The sequence below is a fragment of the Pseudoalteromonas sp. Angola-7 genome, from assembly GCF_028599255.1.
Classification (GTDB): Bacteria; Pseudomonadota; Gammaproteobacteria; order Enterobacterales; family Alteromonadaceae; genus Pseudoalteromonas; species Pseudoalteromonas atlantica.
The window spans coordinates 113,981-128,878 of record NZ_JAQREL010000015.1 but is presented as its reverse complement, the minus strand read 5'-3'; the positions used below and the strand labels follow the sequence as shown (position 1 = coordinate 128,878).

The following is a 14,898-nucleotide window of genomic DNA, read 5'->3' as shown; positions in this document are numbered from 1 at the left end:
TAAGCCATCAGCAATTAAAAAAGGTAGAGGAGCAACTAAATAATCGCCCTAGAAAATGTTTAGGATTTAAAACACCAAATGAAGTCTATAATGAATTAGGTGGTGCACTTCCAATTAGAATCTAGGATTGCGTAAAGTGCAAAAATAAAGATGGGTGTCATTGTAAGAGTAAAATTTCACTCGGGATTTTTTTCATATCTAGTTAAGCTTTAGCTTAGCTAAACATAATCATTAGCCTTAATTTAGGAGTTTACGTGTTAGAAGCGTTATTTGTTTATGGTACCTTGTGCCCAGGGCATCCGAACGAACATATTCTTGCCAATATTGGCGGTACATTTGAGCAAGGCAGTGTGGTTGGCAATCTAATTAACGAGGGCTGGGGCGCCAAAATGGGCTTTCCTGCACTGGTATTAGACGAAACAGGCCAAGAGATAAATGGCTATGTGTTTAGCTCAACTAATTTAAAAGATCACTGGCATGTGCTCGATGAATTTGAAGGCGATGCGTACTCACGCATTTTAACGCAAATAAAATTGTTAAACGGCGAATACGTTCAGGCAAATGTATATGCTCTTAACGTTAAGTAATTTATATAGCAGCGCTTTTTAAGCTAAAGCGCTGGTAAATTTTTTAATTAACTGCAAAATCGTGAGTTTCTAAATAGCTTGGTACGCTTTTAAAACAGGCCTTTAACTTACTTGCAAGCGCTGTGGTTACTGGCGCATCACATTTTAATTTGCCATTATATTTTCCGTTAGTTAGTGCTACTAAACTGAGTGAGTCATAGCTTGGTTTACTTTGTATTTTATGAATCACCAACCCCTGCTCTGCTGAAACCTTTATTAAATCAAACTCTTCTTTTTCAGGTTGTGTTATAGCGATCTTTTTTACATATAACGGATTTTTAAAGGTCAGCTTTGTCGAAAACAAAGCCTTACCTCCGCGCTCAAAATGGCCATTAAACACAGTAGTATTTAAAGTGGGTGTCTGCTTATTTATTAATAAATTCAAATCAAATTTGGTTGGTAAAATGGTGATCTGAGTTTGTTTTTTTAGTGACTCGTTTAGTGCTTTTTTGATTATTTTAAGATGGGTGTCATTGGTAGTTACTTCGTACACTATTTGGTAGTTGTGTGGGGGGGCGTATAAGGGCATGTGGCTAGCTAGTACTTTATCGCCGGCTAATATAAGCGCCATGCCATGAAACCCCACATAGCTGTGGGCTTTATGTGTGTTGTGTGCCTTGTGCTGAGGGTCGCTTGCTAGTGCTGCGCTTGAAAATAAAATAAAAATTAGCAGTATGTGTTTCATGTTAATGCTCAAAAATAAATATAGCGTCACTATAAGCTGATTTATATGTATAAATAATCGATAATAAGTTATTAGTTGTTTCCTTTTAATCAATACGGTTTGGCGCTATGCATTTAGATGACATTGAAAAAGTAATTCATATGGCGAGTTCGCAAAATCTGCACACAACCGCTAAGCATTTTAATATTACCCCAGGTGCGCTGTCTAAAACGTTAAAAAAGGTTGAAGCAAACTTAGCCACAGAGCTGTTTAATCATGTGGGCAAAACCTTAGTACTTAATGATAAAGGCAAAGAGTTTGTTAAGCACAGTAGTGATTTAGTACATAATTACCAGCAGCTTACTAGCCGTTTTAAAAGCGATAATCATAAATTTAATGCAGTTATTGCAGGCCCTGCCATTTTACTTAAAAGTGGCTTAAAAAAGTTACTTACCCCCCTGAGCAACCTGCCCTGCTCGGTGCGTATTAATAATGTGTTTGAAGGTGAAGCCATAAGCCAAGTTGCATCAGGCGCGGCGCATATTGCGCTAGTAACTCGCGAGGTATTAAATCACAGCTCACATACTAATTTAGTAGCGGTTGATGTATTTAATACTGGGTTTAGTGTGGCTGCGGCCGCCGGGCATCAGCTAGTACAAACTGGCTCTTTAACGCTTAATAAAAATCAATTACTAGAGCTTGCTTTTGCATGCCCATTGTTTTCACCCCTCTGCGGCCTTGAGCAAGGTATAGGCTCCGACGGCTGGCAAGATGATATTGCACCGCGCAATATTGTATTTAGATGTAGCGATTACAGTGCATTAATAGAGGTGGTACAAAGTGGCTTGGCCTTGGCGTATTTACCTAACTTTGTGATTGACGATTTAGGGCTTACAAAATTAACTGTAAAGGGGGTTAACAGTCACTACTGTGAAAGCATTGTAATGATATACAAACCTTCAAAGGCCGATGGTTGGCTTAATAAACTTATGCATTCTTTATAAAAAAGCGCTTAAAAATATAAAGCGCCTTAACCACTACATTAAGACGCTTTAGGATGAAAACTTTAATTTGCTAGCTATTAAAAGTTATACGCTAGCGACATTTTAAATTGAGTTGGCGCGCCTGGGTAAACCCATAAAGCGTTGTAGCTGCTTTCGGCGTAATCTTCATCAAAAATGTTATTAACACTTATATTAAGCTCGGTTTGCTCGGTTAAGTTAACGTTGCCAAACACGCCTACTAATTGGTAGCTTGGTAGCCTAAAGCTTAAATCGGCGGCATCACCTAAACGGCTGCTGGTGTATTGGTAGCTTGCACCAAACTCAAGCTCTTTACCCATTAACGCTGTTTGGTGGCTAAGCGTAAGGTTTAAGTTATTTTTTGGTACATTAACCAGCGGGCTGCCTTTTTCAATTGGCACGCCCCAATCTGCATTTATAATGTCGTTTGCAGTGGTGGCGTCTATGTAGGCGTACGATAAGTTAAACGCCGTTGCATCAGTAATATAGGTATTTAAATCAAGCTCAAACCCTTTACTATCGGCTTTACCAATAGGCGCAGAGAATCCAACGTTTACAGGGTCTGCCACTAACATATTACTTTTAGACGCATCAAAAAATGCCACAGTACCGTTTATCCCTAAGTATTCAAACTTAGCGCCAACCTCAAACGAGTCGCTGTATTCAAAACCAAACGGGTCGCCGCTTGCATCTGTGCCACTCAGTGGCAAAAAGCCTTCTGAGTAACTGCTGTAAAAAGTGATTGCGTTATTTAGCTCGTACACTACGCCAACACGCGGGCTTACTTGGCTTTCAGAGCTGGTTGAAAACACGCCGCTGTTGGTTTCTAAAATATCTTGGTCTACGCTGTCAAACCTTAGGCCAACTAATAGCTTAAATTTGTCGGTAACATCCATTTGGTCTTGAACATAAATACCGTACGCCTTTTGCTCTTCGTCGTTTTCGTAAAGCAGGTTTACTGCTGGGCGTTCAACATCGTAATTTGGCTCAAAAATATCAACGGTATAAGTGCCGTTACCGCCTCGATAGCGAGAAAGCGCAGTGCGTAAATCGTACTTGTATGCATCGGCTCCTAGTAATAAATGATGCGTAATACCGGCTGTGTCTACACTGCCGCTTAGCTCAAACTTTACACTTAAATCTTCTACTTCGTAGTCGCGATAACGCTGCTGGCGAGTAAGTGTGCGGCCATCATCAAATAGCGATTGGCGCGATGGCGAAAGCTCAGCATCTGACGAAAACCCCGTTAACGTAGAGCTGCGGTAGTTTGCACCGGCCACTAACGACCATTCATCGTTAATATCGTGATTTAAAGTAATTTGGTGCCCGCGCGAATACACCTGCGTGTCGCCATCGTTTGGGTTACCTAAATAACGCGAGCTTGGCACGGTGTCAAAATCGTTATCAAGTACTACAACACCACGGTCAAATAACTGCGCTAAATCTACGTATTCAAACTCATAAGTCACACTGGTTGATGCGTTTATTTGATGATAAATAGACGGCGTAACTACCTTTTTATTGGTGTACACCTCATCGCGGTAGCTGTCGCTATCTTGCCATGCGCCATTTATTCTAAACGCGGTGGTGTCGTTAATGCCGTTTGTGTAATCGCCTTCAACGCGATTAAAACTGTCGCTGCCTAAGCTTAGTTTTAGCTCACCTTGCGGCTCAAACTGAGGCTTTTTAGTCACAATATTTACAGTACCGCCGGGCTCTGAGCGCCCATAAAGTGCTGAGCCTGGGCCTTTTAGTACTTCAATGTAATCAATGTTAGATACATCACGCGGGCCGCTAAAACCACGCCCACCGCTAAAGCCATTAATTAAATAGCCCGATGGCATGTTTTCGTTACCCGAAAGACCCCGAATAGAAAAGCTATCCCATAATGCGCCACTGTTATTTTTGCGCGAAATACTGGCCGAAAAATCGAGCGCGTCTTGTAATTTAGTAATGCCTTTTTGATCAAGCGCAGCACTACTAACACTTACAATAGATTGCGGCATTTGCTTTTGAGGAATATCGCCACGGTATGCTTGTTTATAAGTAACCGATATTTTTTCAATTTCGTCGTTTTGCTCTTGCGCCACTGTTTGCGCACTTAAGCCTAAGCAGGCTAAATAAATTAAAGAATACTTCATGATAATAGGGAAATCGAAGGTGTTATATTATAACAACAAGTTTAACATGTGTTACTTTATAACAAAACAACTTTTTAAAAAATCACAGAGCGATTAATTAATGCACTAGCGACTGCCCTGTCATCACGTTAGTATGGAGGTCTCTTTAGGTTACATAACGATAATTACATGAGTATAAAAACAAACGCGTTAATCTATTTTTTAGCCTTTTGCAGTGGCTTTTGCATTATGGGTATTGAGCTATTAGGCGGGCGTATTTTAGCGCCTTTTTTTGGCAGTAGTGTGCACATTTGGGGCAGCATAATTACCGTATTTATGCTTAGCCTTTCTTTTGGGTATTTACTCGGCGGTAAGCTAAGTACTAAAAATGCATCGCTTACAAAATATGGCTTAATATTTTTAACTGCCAGTATTATGGTGGTGCCTATTGCGCTTTTTTCGCAGCCAATAATGGAATTTATTTTTACCCACATTGAAGATACACGCTACGGCTCGTTACTTGCCTCTACGGCTTTGTTTTTTATTCCTACCGTTATTTTAGGCATGATCTCGCCTTACTCGGTGCGTTTATTAGTCACCGACAGCCATAAAAGTGGCCAAGTGGCGGGTATTTTATATTTTGTAAGCACGTTGGGCAGCGCCTTAGGAACTATTATTACCTCGTTTTACTTTGTACTGGCGTTTGATGTAAACACCATTATAAGTGCCTTTGCGTTAACCTTGGGCCTGCTAGGTGTGCTGGCAATTACTGTTAATAGCCTTGCTGGTAATAAGGAGCTTGCCCATGCGTAACTGTTTATTATTTTTAGCGGTACTGTTTTCGGTTGCGGCGCACAGTAATGTAGTGCACGAGGAGCGTTCTTTATATCGCAATATTATTGTTGATGAAACAGGTGACCTTCGCTGCTTAAAATTTAATACAAAAAGTAGCCAAACCAGCCAAAGCTGTATGTACAAAAACAACCCCGACAAACTGGTTTTTAACTACACAAAGCTTACGTTTGCCAGCCTTTTAGTAACCGACAACCCTAAAAATGTGCTTATTATTGGCCTAGGTGGCGGTACGCTTTCTAATGTCATTCATGCGCTTTACCCTGCAGCTAAAATTCATAATGTTGAAATAGATCCCGCTGTTTTAAAAGTAGCCCGTAACTATTTTAACTTTATAGAAAACGATGCGGTCACCTCAAGCGTGCAAGACGGGCGTATATTTATAAAGCGCGCAGCCATTAAAAAGCAAAAGTACGATTGGATTATTCTAGATGCGTTTAACGGCGATTATATTCCTGAGCACTTACTCACCAAAGAGTTTTTTGAAGAGGTAAAAAGCGTATTGGCCGAGGGCGGTGTTATTGCCGCTAATACGTTTTCGAGCAGTAAATTATACGAGCATGAGTCGGCAACTTACCACGCCGTGTTTGGCGATTTTATTAACGTAAGCCGTGCTAATCGCTCTAACCGTATTATTTTGGCGGGTGTAAACTCTATGCCTACTGAGGCGCAAATTAATCAGCGTATTAAAGCACTTAACCCGCGTTTAAAAAAATACGATGTAGATTTAAAAGCAATTAGTACCTACATGAAAAGTACCAAAAACAAGCAAGATTGGCCTGCCAATACAAAAGTGCTTACCGATCAGTACTCCCCTGCTAACCTCCTTAATTTTTAAATCCACAAATTTATGTAGCCCCAGTTTTGGGGCTTTTTTATTTGCAACACCCCTCAATATTTACTTAGCACGCTAACCAATGCTAAAATACTTAGCATGCTAACTAATTTGTGGTGGTTATGACTACTCAAAAACCTTTTCACGAAACGCTCGATTTAACCATTATTGGTAACATGGGGCGGGTTCATAGGCTGTGCCGCGAGGCCATCACTTTAGCTGTAGAACCTTTAGGGCTTACGCAATCGCGCTGGACGGCGCTAACCCATATAAATATGTTGGGCGAGGGCATAACACAGCTTGAGCTTGCGCAGAGTTTAGGAATAGAAATGCCCTCGCTTACCCGCACATTAAAGCAATTAGAAGAACAGCTTTTAATTACCCGTAAAGTTGATGAGCACGATAAACGCAGTAAAAAAATTTACTTTACCGAGCAAGGTGGCGCAATTTTACAGTCGCTAAACGAAAAACTCATTGATATTAAAAGCCAGCTATACAGCGGGCTAAGCACACAGCAACTCGATGCGCTTGCTTATGGCATCGTCAATATGGAAAAAAACGCACTAAACTGTATTAAAAATCAAAGTAAAGAGTAAGAGACACAATGACACCAGATCAAAAATTTACTCGTTATGTAAGGCTTTCGTTAGCGGGTTTTGTTGTTATATTTATTTACTATTTAATTGCCGACATGTTTATGCCGGTAACGCCGCAAGCGCGGGTTTATCATCCTGTGGTGCAAATTGCCCCGCAAATAAGTGGCCGTGTTACTAAGGTATTGGTTAATAATAATCAAACCGTAAAGGCTGGCGATGTATTGTTTGAAATAGACTCAGGCCCATATAAATTAGCGCTAGAGCAGGCACAGCTTGCCCTTGACGACGCCAAATTACAAAACAAACGTTTAGACACCAATGTAAAAGCACTGGAGGCGCAAATTTCGGCGGCCAAGGCAAAGCTGCACGAACAGCAATTACTAAATAACCGTGGCGAAGCATTATTTAAGCAGCGCTCTATTTCAGAGCAAGAGCTTGAAAGCATTAAAGCTAACTTTGAAGCAAGTAAATCAAATGTCGCCTCATTAGAAGCGCAATTGGCAGAAGCAGTACTTGCCCGTGGCGAAAGCGGCGCGCAAAACTTAGCGCTTCGCCATGCTGCAAACCAATTAGCACAAGCCGAGCTTAACTTATCGTACACCCAAGTACGTGCGCTAAGCGCTGGTGTGGTTTCTAACTTACAACTACTTGATGGTGCATATGCGGTAACGGGTAGCCCGCTTTTAGCAATTGTGGCTAATAAGGCCGACCTTGTTGCCGATTTTAGAGAAAAATCATTACTCAATATGAAACCAGGTAGTTTGGCGCAAGTGGTATTTGATAGCCGGCCAGGTGAGGTTTACAACGCGCATATAAGCACGTTTGAGGCAGGCGTAAGCGATGGGCAACTCAGTGCAAATGGCTCGCTTAGTAGTACCGAAACCAGTAATCGTTGGGTGCGCGATGCTCAGCGCCAGCGTATTCATTTAGTGATGCCAGATAACGCTAAATTAATTGCTAATATGCCAAGTGGTGCGCGTGCCACTGTGCAACTATTGCCAGAGTCAACAATTGGGCAATGGTTAGCGTCGGCTCAAATTAGGTTTATTAGCTGGCTACACTACATTTATTAATGGAGGCCGTATGACTCAAGCTGTTAGCCAAGCACCGCAATTAGACTCAAACGGTTTACGCCAAGCGCTGCGCATAGCCGGTGGTTGCACCATAGGGTTTACTATTAGTAAATTAATGAACTGGCCATACGGTATATTTTTTACTGTTTACCCTATGTTGCTACTTGGTTTAGTGCCGGTGTTAAATAAAAGCATTGTGCGCCAGTTTTTAGCCAGTGCCGCCATTAGTATTCCAATGGTTTTAATTATGCAGGGCTTGTTTTCGCACCTTCCGGTACTGATGACCATTATCGTATTTTTAGCGTTTTGCTTTTTGTTTTATCAAATGAGCTCAGGCGCGGCTTTTTTATTTGGCGCACTAGGCGTGGTTGGGTTGTCGATTCAACTGCACTTTTCAAGCTATGTAACCGGTACAAGTAGTGTATACCCGCTTATTTTAAGTAATGGTTTGGCTACTGTTCTCTCTATTGTCATAGCGTTTGTTATGCATGGTGTTTTTCCTGATGTAACCGCGCGTGCCGTGAGAGCGGTACCCGCTAAAGCCAAAGAAAGCATTCGCCATGAGGTATTATTATGCGCAACGGTTGCTACGCTTTCGTTTGTGGCGTTTCAAGTGCTCGATTTACAAGATTCAATATCGGCGCAAGCCTCATCGGTATTAATTTTGTTTTCGCTGTGCTGGAAAGCCGCAGGTATGGCCGGTTGGCAGCGCGCTATTGGTACATTAATTGGCTGTAATGCTGCGTTGTTGGCGCAAGTGTTATTGTATAATCACTCTGACTTTTTATTGTTTCCGGTGCTTATACTGTGGACGTTATCGTTTGTATTTAGCCGTTTTCATATTATTGGTGGCGGCGCACCGGGCATTGGATTTGGTGTGTTAACCACGTTTGGTATTTTGTTTGGCAACTCACTAGGCCCCGGGCAAGACCTTGTTTATAGCGCCATGTATCGCTTTAGCTCTGTTGCGGTGGCTATTGTGGCCAGTCTATCTGCGGTGTATGTAATGCACCATATATTAAATCGCTTTAGTGCCACCCGCCATCATACCTACGAATAGCCCACTCACGCCTACGGTTAACTATTAGCTGTAGGCGTAAATTAAGCATACTTTACTGTAAAGCCTTATAAACTTAGTGAGTTATAACTTAATGTTACCGCGCAGGGCTTTGGTTTGCCCATGTTTGGTTTTTTTATCCATGCGCTTGCGCTGCGAGCTACGGCTTGGCTTGGTTGCGCGGCGGGCTTTGTTTACCTTAGTTGCGCTTAAAATTAAATCTTTTAAACGTTTTAGTGCATCTTCTCGGTTAAGCTCTTGGGTGCGAAAGCTTTGGGCTTTAATTACCACCACGCCCTCTTTGGTGATCCGAGAGTCGTTTAGCTTTAATAAACGCTCTTTGTAAAAATCGGGTAACTTTGAGCGGTTAATATCAAAGCGTAAATGAATGGCGCTGGCTACTTTGTTAACGTTTTGGCCACCGGCACCTTGCGAACGTATAGCAGTTAGCTCTAGTTCCCATTCATCTATAGTGACAGTATTTGAAATAGTTAACATTACGTTCAGCTCTTATCGACAAAAATGCAGTATAACATTTGTAACTATATTTGTGCTGAATCAGCTTAAGTTATAGAACTTTAAAGTATTTATACTACTTTATAGCCTAAATACACCTAATACTTTAGTTATGTATTGGCAAGCGCTTACATTTAGTTTTTAATGGCTTTAATTAAATAATAGGAAACGCCCAATGAAAAAAATAATTTTATCACTTAGCTTATTAGCAATGAGTTTTTCAAGCCTTGCTGAAGATATTAGCGAAGGCCAATTACAAAGCTACATGAAAGCACTGCCGGCTGTTTCTAGCTGGGCTAGCAGCCAAGATTCGTTAAAAAACCTAGATTTAGCAAGCATGCTAGGTGGCTCTGCAGATCAAAATGTTGAAGAGCAAAGCTCTCTTGCTAATAGCGCATTAAGCATGATTAAAGAGCAAGGCTTATATAAAAGCTTTGCCGATATTACTAACCGTTACGGTTTTTCGCCTGAAGAATTAGTATCTGTTGGCTCAGAAGTATCTATGGCTTACATCGAAAACCTTAAATCGGGTCTTTCAGCTGAAAACCAAGAAACAGCAAATAAAGTAATGGGCGGCCTGCAAAGCCTTAAAAGTGCTAAAAGCAGTGACGCTAGCTCGTTAATGGGCTCGTTTGGTAAGGCTTCAAGCGCGGCTGAAGAATCTACAGACCCACTAGTAAGCGAAAACAACCTTGAGCTTGTGAGCGAGTACATGCCACAGCTGCAAAAGATTTTTGCACTACTATAATTGTACAAATAACCTAAACGTAGGTTAAGTAAACACGTACATAAAAGGTGGCATTTGCCACCTTTTTTAATGCCTAAAATTTAAAAGCCTTACGACATTTTACGAATTGTACTCAGCGGTGCTATTCGTAAAATCCAATGCAGAAATGTCCACGGCCAGCTTGGCACAAAGCTGTTGGCTTTTTCTTTATTTATTGCTTTTACCAGTGCTTTGCAGCCAGTTTCGGTATCAACAATAAACGGCACTGTTTTTACTTTTTCGTTTATTTCGCTTCTTATAAAACCTGGGTGTACGCAGCTTACTTTTATAGGCGTGTGCATTACATCTATGCGTATGCCTTCACTTAATGAGGTAATAGCCGCTTTAGTGGCGGCGTAAACGGTCATGGCGCGCCTAAAACCACGTACAGCACTAATAGATGAAATAGTCACTAAATGACCATGGTTTTGCGCTCTAAAAATTTCCATTGCGGCCTCAGCTTGCGCAAGTGCGGCCACAAAGTTAGTTTGTGCGGTTTGTTTGTTGGCATTAAAATAACCCGTACCAATAGAGGCTCCTTTGCCCATACCAGCGTTTATAATCACTCTATCAAGGCCGTTAAGCTCTTCTTTAAAGGCGTTAAATACGCTAAATACTTGCTCGTGGTCGTTAACATCAAGCACTTTTATGCTAATGGTTATATTTGGGTTTATTTGTTCAAGCTCACTTTTTAGCTGCTCTAATAGCTCAAAGCGCCGAGCACATAAAGCAAGATTACAACCTTGTTTTGCAAACTCTTTTGCCATGCCTTTGCCTAAGCCTGAACTTGCACCTGTTATTAGTATGTTTTTGCGCATAATTAGATCCTTAGGTGTATGTAATTAATTTTTGTTGTGGGTGGCACTCTAAAAAGTGATGCTCGTTTAAACTACTTATCGTTAATTTTTGATTTTTTCCTTTGCCGCGCGCCACTACTTTGGTTACGCCTGCGTTTACTAAGCTCCAATTAATATCAATAAAGCGCTCGAGCTTTAGCCCCATTAAATGGCTGGTTATAATGCTAATAGGCCCGCCAGAGGTATAAATAAGTACCTTTTTACCGTGGTTTTCATTGGCTATTTGTTCAAGCGCGCCAAGTACACGCGCAGTAAATGCATTAAAGCTTTCGTTATATTGAGTGCTGTCGGGATTGAGTACCCATTGCTGTATGGCGCTAATAAATACCGTTTTAAAGTATTCCATAGGCTCGGCTTGCTTGCTAAGTGCCGCGCGAACTTGGCTTGGGGTGGCAAGCTGTGGGTTATAAACCGCTAAAATATGTTCGTGATCGTACTCGTTTAATCGCGCATCGTTTATTACCACTGGCGTATTATTCGCACTTGCTAAACTCAGCTCTGCGGTTTGATTATGGCGCAGCATACTGCCTGCAAATACAGCATCGGGCTTAAGCTGCTTTTGTGCTAAATATTCACCCAGTAGTGTGGCTTGCTGTTGCCCTTTTGTTGAGAGCGTATCGTAATTATCAGCCGAAAAACTGGCCTGCCCGTGGCGTACTAAATATAAAATACACATTAGACTTTACCTTGGTTGTTAATGGCTTTTTTACAGCGCCATAAAAGGTAATGTACAAACACCCAAAAGTGTTTAAAGGCGGGGTTTTTAGTTTGCCCATGGTGATAGCGGTAATAAATTTGCTGCACAATGCCGGCAAGTCTAAATAGCCCGTACACTTCGTAAAAGGTAAAGTCATCTACGGTTATATTCATTTTTTTACAGTAGTAGGCCACTACTTCTTTGCGCGTTAGCATACCCTCTAAGTGAGTGGGTTGACGGCGCGTGGCTTGGGCTAAAAAGTCATCTCCTGGCTCTACCCAGTAAGCCAATGTATTGCCCAAATCCATAAGTGGGTCGCCAAGTGTGGCAAGTTCCCAATCTAAAATACCCAGTACGTTGGTGTAGTCGTTTGCATCAAGCACAACGTTATCAAACCTAAAATCGTTATGTGTTATGCAAATGCGCTCGTTACTTGGCATGTTGTTTTCAAGCCACTTAATGACTTTTTTGCCGCTGGGTACATTCCAGGTTTTGGCTTTAGTAAAGCGCTCGCTCCAGCCGCTAATTTGGCGCTGGGTGTAGCCTTTGCCTTTGCCTAAATGGCTTAAATTGGCCTGCTTGTAATCTACTTTGTGTAACTCTACTAGGCAGTCGAGTACGTTTTCGCACAGCTTTTTGGTGCGCTCGGGCGTGGGGGTTAATCCGCGTGGTAAATTTTTACGCGGAATTATCCCCGTAAGCTTTTCCATAACGTAAAAGTCGGTGCCGAGTATGTTTTCATCGTCGCAAAACGCCTCCATATTTGGCACATAGCTGTAAACTGGTTTTAGCGCTTGCTGCAGCTTATATTCACGGGCCATATCGTGTGCGCCTTTGGCTTTGGTGCCTTTGGGCGCACGGCGTAAAATAAGCGATTGCTCTGGGTACTCTAGGCAGTAGGTCCAGTTTGATGCCCCCCCTGCGTATTGAGTAACACTTGGCTCGCCAGTTAACTGTGTAAGGTGCTGTTTAAGCCAGGCATCTACTTTTTGTGTGTCGAGCTCTTCGCCTTGGCGTACGTTTTTGGCTTGATCTAATAATTGTGTGTTCATTGCTAGCCTTTATTATTTTGATTTTAAACGTTGCATAGAGCGTGTTTTTTTCAGCATATTTTTAATGTACCACTCAATGGGGAGTAGTTTTTTCATTAAAAAGGCCTGTTTACCTAATTTATGGGTCAAAATTAAAAATGGGCGGTTAAGCGACTGCTGATAAATAATATCGGCAACTTGCTCTGCGTTTATGGGGGAGCGCTCAAAGGCACGGTTAAGCATGGTTTTCAAGGCCGGCTCGCTGGTGCGCATGGATTCATCAAGATTGGTTTTAAAAAAGCTCGGGCACACAACACTTACATCTATATTATCGTGGGCGAGTTCGAGCTTTAGGGTTTCGCTAAAGCCTATAACCGCCGCTTTTACAGCGTTATAACTGCTCATAAACGGAATAGGGGTAAGCCCTGCTTGTGAGGCTATATTAATAAAGTAGCCACCGCCTTGTTGCACAAAGGCGGGGTAAAACGTTTGGCACACCCGCACCATAGAGAGCAAATTAATATCCATAATCCACTGCCATTGCTCAAGCGATTCGCCCTCAAGCGAGCCGCCCGTGGCAACGCCTGCGTTATTTATAACAATATCTACGCCCTGCCACTTGGTCTGGATAATATCGTAAAGCCCCTTTACATCTGCTTGCTTGGTTACATCGCAGGCGTAAAAAAAGGCATCGCTTTTTAGTGCTTGCAGCTCACTAATGGTTATGGCTGCACGCTCGGCGTTTATATCGGCAATACAAATTTGTAAGTTAGCGCCCAAATTACTTGCGTAACTCAGGGCTAACGCTTTACCCAGCCCTGTGGCTCCACCTGTTATTATTAGTCGTGTTTTCATGGTGTTGCCTTAGCGGTATTTGTTAAGTTCGAGGCGCGAAACCATGCCCATATGTACTTCGTCTGGGCCATCTGCAAGGCGTAAAATACGCCCCATTGCATTAAACGAGGCAATAGGAAAGTCGCTCGACACCCCAGCGCCCCCAAACACTTGTATTGCCATATCTGAGACCATTTGCAGCATATTAGGCACGACTACTTTTATGCTCGATATTTCGGTCATGGCGTGTTTAACGCCTTGAGTGTCTATTTTCCATGCCGCGTGCAGGGTTAATAAACGGGCTTGGTCTATTGCCATACGCGCTTGCGCAACGCGTTCTAAATTACCGCCTAATTTAAGTAAGGGTTTACCAAAAGCACTGCGCGACAGCCCGCGTTTAATCATGAGCTCTAAACAGCGCTCTGCTGCGCCAATTGCGCGCATACAATGATGAATTCGCCCAGGCCCTAAGCGCCCTTGTGCAATGGCAAAACCTTTGCCTAACCCTAAAATAAGATTTTGTTTTGGTACGCGTACGTTATTAAATTCCATTTCGCCGTGGCCGTAGGGGGCATCAAAATCGCCACAGGCACTTAGCATACGCTTAATGTTTACACCCGGTGTGTTTAGCGGCACAAGTACCATTGAATGCTGGCTGTGTTTATCGTTTTCGGGGTTAGAAAGCCCCATAAAAATAGCCACCTGTGCATTAGGATGACCAAGGCCGGTGGTCCACCATTTTTTGCCATTTAAAATAAGCTCGTCGCCATCAACATCTATGGTTGCTTGCATGTTTGTCGCATCTGATGAAGCGACATCGGGTTCGGTCATGGCAAATACTGAGCGAATATCGCCATTTAATAATGGGGTTAACCACTGCTGTTTTTGCTCATCATTTGCAAAATGATAAAGCACTTCCATATTGCCGGTGTCGGGGGCATTACAATTAAATATTTCTGAGGCAAATAAACATTTACCCATTTGCTCTGCAATAGGGGCGTACTCTAAGCAGGTTAAGCCTTGTGCTAGTTCTGCATCGGGTAAAAATAAGTTCCACAGGCCAGCGGCTTTTGCTTTAGTTTTTAATGGCTCAATGTGCTCACTTAGTTGCCAAGTGGTCCAATCGTTTGAATTATTTTTAGCATGGTTATGCGCAACTACTGCTTGCTCAATAGGCAATACGTGCTCATCCATAAAGGCGGTTACACGCTTTAGGTAGTCTTGGCTTTTTTGGCTTGGCTCAAAGTTCATTAGGGTTGCCTGTTTATTTTTTAGTTAACCCAGCATAAAACATTCGCCCGAATGAATTAAATGAAATATATTACCAGTTAAGTGTGAATTACATTCATAAT

General features: G+C 42.2%; 16 protein-coding genes. 8 read left to right on the top strand and 8 right to left on the bottom strand.

Annotated features, from left to right (window positions below):
• Positions 1-254: 254 nt before the first annotated feature.
• The gene (locus tag PSH50_RS17470; RefSeq protein WP_029771802.1) at positions 255-587 is read left to right on the top strand and encodes a gamma-glutamylcyclotransferase; all 333 of its coding nucleotides are present in this window, start codon (positions 255-257) and stop codon (positions 585-587) included.
• 43 nt (positions 588-630) lie between these two features.
• Here PSH50_RS17470 and PSH50_RS17465 read toward each other — a convergent pair whose 3' ends face one another.
• Positions 631-1,311: a hypothetical protein gene (locus PSH50_RS17465; RefSeq protein ID WP_273609900.1), complete on the bottom strand. Its 681-nt coding sequence runs from the start codon at positions 1,309-1,311 to the stop codon at positions 631-633.
• Positions 1,312-1,418: 107 nt separating this feature from the next.
• Between PSH50_RS17465 and PSH50_RS17460 the strand changes: the two genes are divergently transcribed.
• Complete coding sequence (locus tag PSH50_RS17460) at positions 1,419-2,294, top strand: LysR family transcriptional regulator (RefSeq protein WP_273609899.1); 876 nt, start codon at positions 1,419-1,421, stop codon at positions 2,292-2,294.
• 77 nt (positions 2,295-2,371) lie between these two features.
• On the opposite strand, the gene PSH50_RS17455 is transcribed toward PSH50_RS17460, so the two are convergent.
• Entirely contained in the window at positions 2,372-4,453 is a 2,082-nt protein-coding gene (locus PSH50_RS17455) for a TonB-dependent siderophore receptor (RefSeq protein ID WP_273609898.1), read from the bottom strand.
• Between the two features lie 168 nt (positions 4,454-4,621).
• Between PSH50_RS17455 and PSH50_RS17450 the strand changes: the two genes are divergently transcribed.
• The 5 genes from PSH50_RS17450 to PSH50_RS17430 all read left to right on the top strand — a co-directional run bounded on the left by PSH50_RS17450 (position 4,622) and on the right by PSH50_RS17430 (position 8,848).
• Entirely contained in the window at positions 4,622-5,245 is a 624-nt protein-coding gene (locus PSH50_RS17450) for a fused MFS/spermidine synthase (RefSeq protein WP_004586267.1), read from the top strand.
• On the top strand, positions 5,238-6,122 hold the full coding sequence (locus tag PSH50_RS17445) for a spermidine synthase (protein ID WP_138685435.1): 885 nt from the start codon (positions 5,238-5,240) through the stop codon (positions 6,120-6,122). Before PSH50_RS17450 ends, PSH50_RS17445 begins: the two co-directional genes overlap by 8 nt.
• Before the next feature lie 119 nt (positions 6,123-6,241).
• Entirely contained in the window at positions 6,242-6,715 is a 474-nt protein-coding gene (locus PSH50_RS17440) for a MarR family transcriptional regulator (RefSeq protein WP_054982034.1), read from the top strand.
• 8 nt (positions 6,716-6,723) lie between these two features.
• The gene (locus tag PSH50_RS17435; protein WP_138579641.1) at positions 6,724-7,788 is read left to right on the top strand and encodes an HlyD family secretion protein; all 1,065 of its coding nucleotides are present in this window, start codon (positions 6,724-6,726) and stop codon (positions 7,786-7,788) included.
• 10 nt (positions 7,789-7,798) lie between these two features.
• Positions 7,799-8,848: a DUF2955 domain-containing protein gene (locus PSH50_RS17430; protein WP_004586263.1), complete on the top strand. Its 1,050-nt coding sequence runs from the start codon at positions 7,799-7,801 to the stop codon at positions 8,846-8,848.
• Between the two features lie 81 nt (positions 8,849-8,929).
• On the opposite strand, the gene arfB is transcribed toward PSH50_RS17430, so the two are convergent.
• Positions 8,930-9,343, bottom strand: coding sequence for an alternative ribosome rescue aminoacyl-tRNA hydrolase ArfB (gene arfB / locus PSH50_RS17425; RefSeq protein ID WP_273609897.1), 414 nt, complete (start codon positions 9,341-9,343; stop codon positions 8,930-8,932).
• A gap of 193 nt (positions 9,344-9,536) precedes the next feature.
• Here arfB and PSH50_RS17420 point away from each other — a divergent pair, with 193 nt between their 5' ends.
• Positions 9,537-10,109 carry a hypothetical protein gene (locus tag PSH50_RS17420; protein ID WP_004586261.1) on the top strand — a complete coding sequence of 191 codons (573 nt, stop codon included), beginning with the start codon at positions 9,537-9,539 and terminating at the stop codon, positions 10,107-10,109.
• An 89-nt stretch (positions 10,110-10,198) separates the two neighbouring features.
• Here the strand turns inward: PSH50_RS17420 and PSH50_RS17415 are convergent, their stop codons facing one another.
• The 5 genes from PSH50_RS17415 to PSH50_RS17395 are packed head-to-tail and all read right to left on the bottom strand — an operon-like array spanning position 10,199 to position 14,797.
• Positions 10,199-10,945, bottom strand: a complete 747-nt coding sequence (locus PSH50_RS17415; protein ID WP_273609896.1) for an SDR family oxidoreductase — start codon at positions 10,943-10,945, stop codon at positions 10,199-10,201.
• A 10-nt stretch (positions 10,946-10,955) separates the two neighbouring features.
• Positions 10,956-11,660 carry a histidine phosphatase family protein gene (locus tag PSH50_RS17410; RefSeq protein WP_264389965.1) on the bottom strand — a complete coding sequence of 235 codons (705 nt, stop codon included), beginning with the start codon at positions 11,658-11,660 and terminating at the stop codon, positions 10,956-10,958.
• On the bottom strand, positions 11,660-12,733 hold the full coding sequence (locus tag PSH50_RS17405; protein ID WP_273609895.1) for a phosphotransferase family protein: 1,074 nt from the start codon (positions 12,731-12,733) through the stop codon (positions 11,660-11,662). The genes PSH50_RS17410 and PSH50_RS17405 overlap by 1 nt, the downstream gene beginning before the upstream one ends.
• A 12-nt stretch (positions 12,734-12,745) precedes the next feature.
• Positions 12,746-13,567 carry an SDR family oxidoreductase gene (locus PSH50_RS17400; protein ID WP_273609894.1) on the bottom strand — a complete coding sequence of 274 codons (822 nt, stop codon included), beginning with the start codon at positions 13,565-13,567 and terminating at the stop codon, positions 12,746-12,748.
• 9 nt (positions 13,568-13,576) lie between these two features.
• Complete coding sequence (locus PSH50_RS17395) at positions 13,577-14,797, bottom strand: acyl-CoA dehydrogenase family protein (protein ID WP_273609893.1); 1,221 nt, start codon at positions 14,795-14,797, stop codon at positions 13,577-13,579.
• Positions 14,798-14,898 lie beyond the last annotated feature (101 nt).

What these genes read in the sequence shown, in the direction of transcription:
- PSH50_RS17465 (WP_273609900.1), bottom strand. Translation starts at nt 1,311, where the DNA reads ATGAAACACATACTGCTAATTTTTATTTTATTTTCAAGCGCAGCACTA.
- PSH50_RS17460 (WP_273609899.1), top strand. Translation starts at nt 1,419, where the DNA reads ATGCATTTAGATGACATTGAAAAAGTAATTCATATGGCGAGTTCGCAA.
- PSH50_RS17455 (WP_273609898.1), bottom strand. Translation starts at nt 4,453, where the DNA reads ATGAAGTATTCTTTAATTTATTTAGCCTGCTTAGGCTTAAGTGCGCAA.
- PSH50_RS17450 (WP_004586267.1), top strand. Translation starts at nt 4,622, where the DNA reads ATGAGTATAAAAACAAACGCGTTAATCTATTTTTTAGCCTTTTGCAGT.
- PSH50_RS17445 (WP_138685435.1), top strand. Translation starts at nt 5,238, where the DNA reads ATGCGTAACTGTTTATTATTTTTAGCGGTACTGTTTTCGGTTGCGGCG.
- PSH50_RS17440 (WP_054982034.1), top strand. Translation starts at nt 6,242, where the DNA reads ATGACTACTCAAAAACCTTTTCACGAAACGCTCGATTTAACCATTATT.
- PSH50_RS17435 (WP_138579641.1), top strand. Translation starts at nt 6,724, where the DNA reads ATGACACCAGATCAAAAATTTACTCGTTATGTAAGGCTTTCGTTAGCG.
- PSH50_RS17430 (WP_004586263.1), top strand. Translation starts at nt 7,799, where the DNA reads ATGACTCAAGCTGTTAGCCAAGCACCGCAATTAGACTCAAACGGTTTA.
- arfB (WP_273609897.1), bottom strand. Translation starts at nt 9,343, where the DNA reads ATGTTAACTATTTCAAATACTGTCACTATAGATGAATGGGAACTAGAG.
- PSH50_RS17420 (WP_004586261.1), top strand. Translation starts at nt 9,537, where the DNA reads ATGAAAAAAATAATTTTATCACTTAGCTTATTAGCAATGAGTTTTTCA.
- PSH50_RS17415 (WP_273609896.1), bottom strand. Translation starts at nt 10,945, where the DNA reads ATGCGCAAAAACATACTAATAACAGGTGCAAGTTCAGGCTTAGGCAAA.
- PSH50_RS17410 (WP_264389965.1), bottom strand. Translation starts at nt 11,660, where the DNA reads ATGTGTATTTTATATTTAGTACGCCACGGGCAGGCCAGTTTTTCGGCT.
- PSH50_RS17405 (WP_273609895.1), bottom strand. Translation starts at nt 12,733, where the DNA reads ATGAACACACAATTATTAGATCAAGCCAAAAACGTACGCCAAGGCGAA.
- PSH50_RS17400 (WP_273609894.1), bottom strand. Translation starts at nt 13,567, where the DNA reads ATGAAAACACGACTAATAATAACAGGTGGAGCCACAGGGCTGGGTAAA.
- PSH50_RS17395 (WP_273609893.1), bottom strand. Translation starts at nt 14,797, where the DNA reads ATGAACTTTGAGCCAAGCCAAAAAAGCCAAGACTACCTAAAGCGTGTA.